Below are 8,497 nucleotides of genomic sequence, written 5' to 3' on the forward strand. Positions count from 1 at the left end.
GGAGGAATGTGAGGAGGCTCACCTTGCCCACTCCGAGGATCGTCGTGGGGTACGACGGCTCACCGGCCGCACGGAAGGCTGCCCGCTGGGCGCTGGACGAGGCGCAGCGCATCGATGCGCCGGTCGAGCTGCTGTACGCCTACGAGTGGCCCACCTACGTACCCGCCGCGGCGATGATGCCGGCGGCCGCGGTCTATCCCGACTCCGAGACGGATGACGCCGTCGGGGACATGCTCGGCAAGGCGATCGCCGCCGCCGGGGACTCCCATCCGTTCGTCCGCGTCCGGTCGCGCGTCGAGCACGGTACGGCCGCCGTGGCCCTCACCCAGCGGGGTGCCGACGCCGGCCTGCTCGTGGTGGGCGGTCCGCGCCACTCCGCGGTCCGCAATCTGCTCGGTTCGACCAGCGCCTCGGTCAGTGCACACGCCCGTTGCCCGGTCGTGGTGGTGCGCGGCGAACCTCGTACGACCGATCCGGTGGTGGCCGGCGTGAACGACTCGCCCACCGCCGGACTGGTGCTGCGGTTCGCGTTCGAGCAGGCGGCTGTGCGGGGCGTACCGCTGCGTGCGGTGCACGGCTGGCCCGCGCCGGACGGCGGCCGTGACCTGCTGTCGGACGCCAACCTGGCGGCGGTGGCCGCCCGGCACCGGCGGCTGGACGAGATCGTCGCGTGCTGGCGGCAGCGCTTCCCGCAGGTGCCGGTGACCACCGAGATCATGGTGGGCCCGCCGGGTGAGGTGCTCGCCGAGGCCGCCGCGGGCGCCCAGCTCGTGGTGGCCGGCGCCCGGATCCGCCGGGCGCTGCGGGTGGCCCTGCGCCCGTCGATCGGCCGCCATCTGCTGCACCGGGCCCGGTGCAGCATCGCCCTCGTGCACAGCGCCCGGCCCGCGATCCGCTTCTGACATTTCGCCGAAATTCCCTCGGATTCGCTCCTAGAGTGGATCGCGCCCACCAAGCCTGCGCCGTCCGAGCCCGCGCACCGCTGAGGCGTGCCGGAAAGCTGGTCGGATTGCGCACGGGATGACCGGCGCGCGCACAAAATGACGGGGGAAGCGATGCAGCCGGGAAGCAGCGGCACGGAGCGCGGGGTGCGGCGCGGACTGCTCGAGCGGTTGCTCGGCGACCGCAGCCTGTTGATCAAGAGCACCGTGGCGGCGGTGTGCGTCGCTCTCGTCGCGCTCGCGGTCACCGTGGTGGCGCTCGACCGGATGGGCCAGCTGCGGGACGACCTGCGCACCATGAAGAGCCACCACATCGACGGCATGGAACAGATCGCCAACATGCGCGACGCGCTGACCGGCATGTTCCGCGGCATGCTGCTCTACAACTCCGGCGGCGCCAGCAAGGACGCGCAGCTCACGAAGATGGGCGTGGACGCCACCGACGCCGCGGACCAGCAGATCGACGCCGCGGTGGAGGGCTACCGCGGTGTCGCCTCGGACGCGCCGGACCGGCTGGACCGGCTGGCCGCCTTCGCCGCCGCCATGCAGAACTACCGGGCGCTGCGCGACACCCTGATCTTCCGCAAGCCGCCGCCGGCCGGTTACGAGCTGCCCGCGCCCGACCAGATCCTCCCCGAGTTCGCCCGGGTCGAGGACGCGATGAACGGCGCCATGGACGAGCTCCAGTCGGCGGAGGAACAGGACGCCGACCGGATGGCCGCCGCCGGCAACGACTCCTACCAGCAGGCCCGCCTGACCACCCTGCTGGGACTGATCATCGGCTTCGTGGTGGCCGGTTTCATCGGCTTCGGCGTGATGCGCCTGATCAAACGGCAGCTCGCGACCGTCTCCTCCGCGCTGAGCGCCGTCGCCGGCGGTGACCTCACCGTCCCGGCCGAGGTGCGCTCCCGCGACGAGCTGGGACAGATGGCCGAGGCCACCAACCGCGCCCGCGAGGGCCTGATCTCCAGCGTGCGGCAGCTCAACCACGGCGCCGAGGTGCTCGGCGACGTCACCCAGCGGCTGAGCACCATCACCAGCAGCCTCGACGCCGAGTCCCGGGCCGCCGCCGAACAGGCCGGCATGGTGGCGGGCACCGCCAACGAGGTCTCGGCGAGCGTGCAGTCGGTGGCCGCCGGCAGCGATCAGATGGGCGCGTCGATCCGGGAGATCTCGGAGAACGCCAACAACGCCGCGCAGGTCGCGTCGAGCGCCGTGGGCGTGGCGCAGGCCACCAACGACACCGTCGCCAAGCTCGGCACCTCGTCCGAGGAGATCGGCAACGTGGTCAAGGTGATCACCTCGATCGCCGAGCAGACCAACCTGCTGGCACTGAACGCGACGATCGAGGCGGCCCGGGCGGGCGAGGCGGGCAAGGGCTTCGCCGTGGTCGCCACCGAGGTCAAGGACCTCGCCCAGGAGACCGCCAAGGCGACCGAGGACATCGCCCACCGCGTCGAGGCGATCCAGGCCGACACGTCGAGCGCGGTGGTCGCCATCCAGGAGATCTCCCGGATCATCGCCGAGATCAACGACTACCAGGTCACCATCGCGTCGGCCGTCGAGGAGCAGACCGCCACGACCAACGAGATGAGCCGCAGCATCGGCGAGGCCGCCAACGGCAGTTCCACCATCGCCGGAAGCATCAACGCCATCGCCGGCGCCGCCCACTCCACCACCGCGGCCCTGGGCGAAGCCGACGCCTCCGTCAGCGAACTGACCCAGGTGGCCGGCGAACTCCGCGAAGTGGTCCAGCGATTCCGCGTCTGACACCCAGGACGAACTTCTTGAAGACAACTTCTTTCTTGTACGACCGGCGGACAGCTCTCGAGGGTCGCAGCGATCAGCTGCCCGCTCCAGCCTGTGCAGCCACCGCCGGGCTGAGATCGGTGGTCAGCCTCCGATCAAAAACCGCAGATCAAAACCGAGGATCAAAACCCGCAGGTCACAGAATCGGGGCAGGGACCAGGCGCTGCACCCGGGCGACCAGGTCGGCGGGAGCGAACGGCTTGACCAGGTAGTCCTCGGCACCGACCATGCGACCCAGATCCATGTCGGACGGGCTCCCACGCCCGCTGACGATGATCACCGGGATGTGGGCGGTCTGCGGCGACGAGTGCAGCTCGTAGCAGAAGCCCAGGCCGTCGAGTCCCGGCATCGACACGTCGAGCACCACGAGCTGCGGGTGCTCGTTGACGGCCAGGGCCATCGCGGCGCGGCCGTTGTCGGTCACCAGGGTCCGATAGCCGGCTTCCTGCAACTCGGCGACCATCAGGTCACGGAGTTCGGCGTCGTCCTCGGCGATCAGCACGGTGGGCGGCAGCAGGGCCGCGGCCCACGCCTCGACCGGCCACGACAGCACGCCGCTGTGGGCATCGCTGAACGTGAGGGCGGTGGTCGAGGTGTGCGGCATGTCAGCTCCTTCTGTGCGCGGACCCGTCTCGATCGGGCGCCGCCGAGCCGACTGAAGAATCCCCTCCGGTGCAGTCCGGTTGCGGAGATCCCGCCTTGTTAGGTTAGGGTTGCCTAATTGCGGGTCCCGAACGGGTGCCTGACCAGACGCGGGGAGGCGAACCGTGACCCAGACCGTCGTGCCTACCGAGGCGCCCCCCTTCCGGTTCTTCCCGGTCGAGGTCGCGCGGGTGACCCGGCTGAGCCCGAACTTCCTGCGGGTCACCTTCACCGGCGACGACGTGGACCGGTTCGCCGACAACGGATGGGACCAGCGGATCAAGCTGATCCCGCCGCTACCCGGCTCCGGCCACGACCACCTGCCGACCGGCTCCGACTGGTACACGCGGTGGCGCACCCTGCCCGGCGATCAGCGCAACGCGATCCGGACGTACACGGTCCGGGCCGTCCGCGCCGACCGCCGCGAGGTCGACGTCGACATGGTGCTGCACGGGGTGAACGGCCCCGCGTCACGCTGGGCCGCCGAGGCCCGCCCGGGTTCCACGGCCGTCATCATGGGCCCCAACGCCGACTTCCCCGGCCCCTCCGGCGGCATCGACTTCCACCCGCCCGTCGGCACCCACCGCATCCTGCTCGTCGGCGACGAGACCGCCGTCCCCGCGATCACCTCGATCCTGGAGCGCCTCCCCGCCGACGCCTGCGGCGAGGCCCTGCTCGAGGTCCCCGAGGCCGCGGACTGCCTCGACTTCACCGCCCCGCCCGGCTTCCGCGTCACCTGGCTCTCCCGCGACGGCGCCCCGCACGGCACCCACCTGGTCCCCGCCGTCGAGGCCGCCGCCGCCCGCCTCCTCGGCGACTGCACCGCCACCACCCCGGCCGACCTCGAAGACGTGGACGTCGACGAGGACATCCTGTGGGAGGTCCCCACCGAGACCACCAGCATCAACGGCTTCTACGCCTGGCTGGCCGGCGAGGCAGCGGTCATCAAGACCCTCCGCCGCCACCTGGTGACCGCCTGCGGCGTCGACCGCCGCGCCGTCGCCTTCATGGGCTACTGGCGCCTGGGCAAGGCCGAGTGCTGACAGCCGCGTCACACCGCCGAGCCTGACCGGCCGCGTCACACCGCCGAGCCTGACCGGCCGCGTCACACCGCCGAGCCTGACGGGCCGCGTCTCAGCCCGGCCCGCTCGGAAGGCTCAACTCGCCGCCCGGCACGCCGATGCTCGGGCCATGAACGGTTATGCCGTCCGCACCGCCGCCTTCGCGGTCACGTACGGGACGATCTTCTGGGCCTCGAACCAGTCGTTCGGCCCGTACCTCTTCCTCCTACCGCCGATCGCCGCCGGCGCACTCTGGATGGTCGCCCAGACCCGGTTCGGGCTGCGCCGGTTCGACGTCATCGCCCTGGCCACCACCGCCGCCGTCGCCGCCACCCTGGTCGGCTCCGGTCTGCTGATGTCGCTGACCGCCGCCGTCTGGGCGGTCCTGCCCCCGCTGCTCTTCGCAACGCTCCTCCAGCGCTGGCTGCCGGGCTACTGGCTCGGCCACGGCGACCGATTCCGCCGCTCCCGCTCCTCGTTCGCCAAGCTCACCGGCGCCGCCGCCCTCACCTCAGCCGCCGGCGCGGTGCTCCACGAGATCGTCTTCCCGGGCACGGGCCTCACGGGCTCCCTCATCGAACTGCTCCGCGACACCGTGCTCATCACCCTGCTCACCCTGGCCACCCGAGCCGTGCGCCGCTCCCGCCACCCCGAGACCGGCGGTTCGAACGGCCCCGGCGGCTCAGGCGGCCCCGGCTCAGGCGGCCCCGGCTCAGGCGGCCCCGGCCGCGCTCTCACGGTCGTCCGATAGCCCCTCCTTGAGATCACCATCCACCCCCACGACGAACGGCACCGGGAAGGCCACCGGCATGACCATCTATGGACGATCCGCGCGACTCTTCCGCCGCTACGGACCGTGGACACTCGTGGTCACCGCCGCCACGGTCGCCGCCGCCTACGGGGTCAACCAGTCGGTTCCCGCCGAGTACCGCTCGGAGGCGGACGTCCTGGTCGAGGCGAGGATCGTCACCGGCACCACGCCGATCCTGCCGGACCTGGACACCGAACGGGCCGTCGTGCTCTCCGACGTCGTGGCACTGACCGCCGCCCAGCGGATGGGCGTGACCAAGGAAGCGATGCTCGACGACCTGGAGCTCGAGTTCGTACCGGGCGCGAACGTGCTGCGGTTCGTCTACTCGGCGGACAACCGGCTGAGCGCTCAGGTCCGCTCGAACGCGCTCGTCGAGGCGTACCTGCAATATCGCAACGCCGGCGCCGACACCCCGATCACCGCCGCTGCCGCCGACCCCTCACCGGTCCACCTCCAGCTGATCACCTCGCCGAGCCTGCCCGCCGAGCCGTACTCCCGGCCGCTTCTCCCCGACCTGGCCATCGGCCTCGGCGCCGGTCTGCTGCTCGGCGCCGGAACCGCCCTGATCCGCGCTCGCAGCCGCGGCCTGATCCGCAGCCGCGAAGACTTCGAACAGCTCTCCGGCGCCACGGTGCTCGCCACGATCGGGCGGACCCGGCACTCACCCGCCACCGGCCTGCCCGTGATGCTGCGCAACCCCGGCTCCGCCGCCGCCGAGTCCTACCGCTACCTGCGCACCCGCCTGCACCCGTCATTGCGGACAACCACCACCACGATCCTGGTGACCAGCCCCGGCGACCGGCAGGGGCGCACCACAGTCGCCGCCAACCTGGCGATCGCCCTGGCCCAGGCCGGCCACTCGGTCGTCCTCGTCGACGCCGACCTGCACCACCCCGTCCTGCACCAGACCTTCGACGTCCCCGGCGAGCACGGCCTGACCACCCTCCTCGACGGCGACGCCACGGTCTCCGAGGTCCTCGCCGGCACGCCGGTACCCGGGCTGCGCCTGCTGCCCGCCGGCCACCGCACCGGCGAGCACGTCGACCTGCTGGAGGGTCCGCAGCTGGCCCACGTCCTGCACGCGGTGCAGCAACACTGCGACATCGTGGTCCTCGACTCCGCAGCCGTACTCAGCGCCTCCGACGCGATCGCCCTCGCCGCCCTCAGCGACCAGATCCTCCTGGTCGGCGACTTCCGCCGCACCAGCCGCACCTCTGTGCGGCGCGCCCTGGCCGAACTCGCCGAGGTTGTCGACGGCAACGTCAGCGCGGTACTGCTCAACCTGCCCAAACTCGCCGGCGGCCTGACACCCCACGCCCGCGAACTCTCCCCGGTGACACCCGCACCCACCCTCTACGGCCGCCCCGCCTCCATCCTCCCCATCGACGACGAGGACGACACCGAGTACGAACAGCGCTATCCCGTCCCCGTCATCTACGGCTCCTCCAGCTCCTCAACGGTCTACACCTCCGCCGCCGCCTCCGACGCCCCCGAGCCCAACGCCCCCGAGCCCGACGCCCCCGAGCCCGACGCCCCCGCCACCGAGGCCGCCGAACCGGACGCCTCCCCAGCCGAGTCCGACCCGCCCGAATCCTCCCGCGAGGATGAGGTGGAGCCGCTGGAATCCGAACAGGATTCGCGAGAACCCGCCGCGGTCCAGGACGCGCGAAGCTGACCCGCTCTCCTGTCAGTTCATGGACAACACCGGGCGCAGTGTCCGATTAGCGTCGTTCCTGGAGCATGAATGAACCGCAACACATGGTTGGTCGCCGGTACACCAGGGGCATAGAGGGCATAACCCCGCCAGCGCATCCCAGGAGGTTTGAGCGATGACCACGAACCAGACCACGACAGGCAACGCTTCCGAGCAGCTCCGTTCCGTACCCGCCGAGACCAGCGGCACAGTCCGCCAGGCCGCCGAGACCGCCCGCACGAAGGCGACCTCCGCCGGCCAAGCGGCCCGCCGCCATCCAGCCCCCGTCGCAGCCACAGCCCTGGCCCTGGCCGGCGCCGTAGCCGCCGCCGTCTACTTCACCCGCCGCCGCACAGCCTCCCAGCTGACCCGCCGCCAGCGGCTCACCGCCCGGCTCACCCGCCACTGACCCGCTCCGCCGCTGACCATCCGGCCACCGGCCCAACCGGCCCAACCGGCCACTGACCCGACCGGCCCAACCGGCCCAACCGGCCGCTGGCCGATCCCGCCGCCGCCCTCACCAGCGGTGGCGCCCGAAACGCCGCCCGCCCGCTCGCCGGACTGCCCCCGGCAGCGGAACGCCGGCCGGGGCACCCGCCCCGGCCGGCGTCAAACCACGGTCAGGTGCGGTCCCCGGTGATGTAGTCGGCCAGCGTGGTTCGCTCGGTCTCCAACTCGTCGATCCGGTTCTTCACCACGTCACCGATGCTCACCACGCCCCGCAGAGCACCGTCGAGCACCACCGGCACGTGCCGGAACCGCCGCTCGGTCATCAACCGCTCGACGTCCTCCAGCTGCGCGTCCGGCGTGACCGTACGCACCTGTGTCGTCTGAATCGCACTCACCGGCTCGCTCAGCACCGCGGTACCGCGCGCAGCCAGAGCTCGCACGATGTCCCGCTCACTGACGATCCCGTCCACCACCGTCCCATCCCGGGACACCACCACCGCACCGATCTTGTGCTGTGCCAGAACGGCCAGGAGCCGCTCCATGGGGGTGTCCGGTGGCACCGTGACAACCTGCTCACCCTTGACCCGGAGAATGTCACTGATCCGCATCGTTCCTCCTCAGGAGCCGGCCCGCGTACCCACTTCTATGCCGAACCCAGCCACCCCTGTCAACCCAAAACCCCACACAACTACCCCCAGACCCCAATCCCGTCACTCATAGTCTCCCCCCAACCACACTCAGTACTCCCCCAACCCCCCAAAACAACTCACACCCATCCCCTCAAAGCCAGCTGGCCGTGAGCGGGGCCTTTCCGCCCGCAAGGCCCCCCTGGACGCCAGCCGAGCAACCCAGCTGGCCGTGAGCGGGGCCTTTCCGGCCGCAAGGCACCCCTGGGCGCCAGCCGAGTGAGCCAGCTGGGCGTGAGGGGTGCTTTTCGGGCCGCAGGACCCCGCTGTGGGCCGGCCGGGTGAGCCGGCTGGGTGTGGGTGCTGTTCCGCGGACCGAGTTTGACCGTTTTTGGGCAAAAAGAAAGGCCCACCCCGTCCGGGGTGGGCCTTTCTTTCATGTTTGAGTCCGGCGGCGTCCTACT

Annotated in this window: 8 protein-coding genes; 6 read left to right on the top strand and 2 right to left on the bottom strand. The window is 71.3% G+C overall.

The window, feature by feature from the left end; translation table 11 throughout:
- The first annotated feature begins 23 nt into the window (after positions 1-23).
- Together ACFQV6_RS34480 and ACFQV6_RS34485 are read left to right on the top strand one after the other, a co-directional pair.
- Positions 24-902: a universal stress protein gene (locus ACFQV6_RS34480; protein WP_378031852.1), complete on the top strand. Its 879-nt coding sequence runs from the start codon at positions 24-26 to the stop codon at positions 900-902.
- 186 nt (positions 903-1,088) lie between these two features.
- Positions 1,089-2,711: a methyl-accepting chemotaxis protein gene (locus tag ACFQV6_RS34485; RefSeq protein WP_378031853.1), complete on the top strand. Its 1,623-nt coding sequence runs from the start codon at positions 1,089-1,091 to the stop codon at positions 2,709-2,711.
- A gap of 175 nt (positions 2,712-2,886) precedes the next feature.
- On the opposite strand, the gene ACFQV6_RS34490 is transcribed toward ACFQV6_RS34485, so the two are convergent.
- On the bottom strand, positions 2,887-3,354 hold the full coding sequence (locus tag ACFQV6_RS34490; protein ID WP_378031854.1) for a response regulator transcription factor: 468 nt from the start codon (positions 3,352-3,354) through the stop codon (positions 2,887-2,889).
- 163 nt (positions 3,355-3,517) lie between these two features.
- Between ACFQV6_RS34490 and ACFQV6_RS34495 the strand changes: the two genes are divergently transcribed.
- The 4 genes from ACFQV6_RS34495 (at position 3,518) to ACFQV6_RS34510 (ending at position 7,366) form a co-directional block, all read left to right on the top strand.
- Entirely contained in the window at positions 3,518-4,435 is a 918-nt protein-coding gene (locus tag ACFQV6_RS34495) for a siderophore-interacting protein (protein WP_378031855.1), read from the top strand.
- 148 nt (positions 4,436-4,583) lie between these two features.
- On the top strand, positions 4,584-5,204 hold the full coding sequence (locus ACFQV6_RS34500) for a hypothetical protein (RefSeq protein ID WP_378031856.1): 621 nt from the start codon (positions 4,584-4,586) through the stop codon (positions 5,202-5,204).
- 58 nt (positions 5,205-5,262) lie between these two features.
- Complete coding sequence (locus ACFQV6_RS34505; RefSeq protein ID WP_378031857.1) at positions 5,263-6,939, top strand: polysaccharide biosynthesis tyrosine autokinase; 1,677 nt, start codon at positions 5,263-5,265, stop codon at positions 6,937-6,939.
- Between the two features lie 154 nt (positions 6,940-7,093).
- Positions 7,094-7,366 (top strand): hypothetical protein, encoded by a 273-nt coding sequence (locus ACFQV6_RS34510; protein ID WP_378031858.1) that lies wholly within the window; start codon positions 7,094-7,096, stop codon positions 7,364-7,366.
- Between the two features lie 211 nt (positions 7,367-7,577).
- Here ACFQV6_RS34510 and ACFQV6_RS34515 read toward each other — a convergent pair whose 3' ends face one another.
- The gene (locus ACFQV6_RS34515) at positions 7,578-8,015 is read right to left on the bottom strand and encodes a CBS domain-containing protein (RefSeq protein WP_378031859.1); all 438 of its coding nucleotides are present in this window, start codon (positions 8,013-8,015) and stop codon (positions 7,578-7,580) included.
- Positions 8,016-8,497 lie beyond the last annotated feature (482 nt).

This window comes from Actinoplanes sp. GCM10030250, from assembly GCF_042666575.1.
Lineage (GTDB): Bacteria > Actinomycetota > Actinomycetes > Mycobacteriales > Micromonosporaceae > Actinoplanes.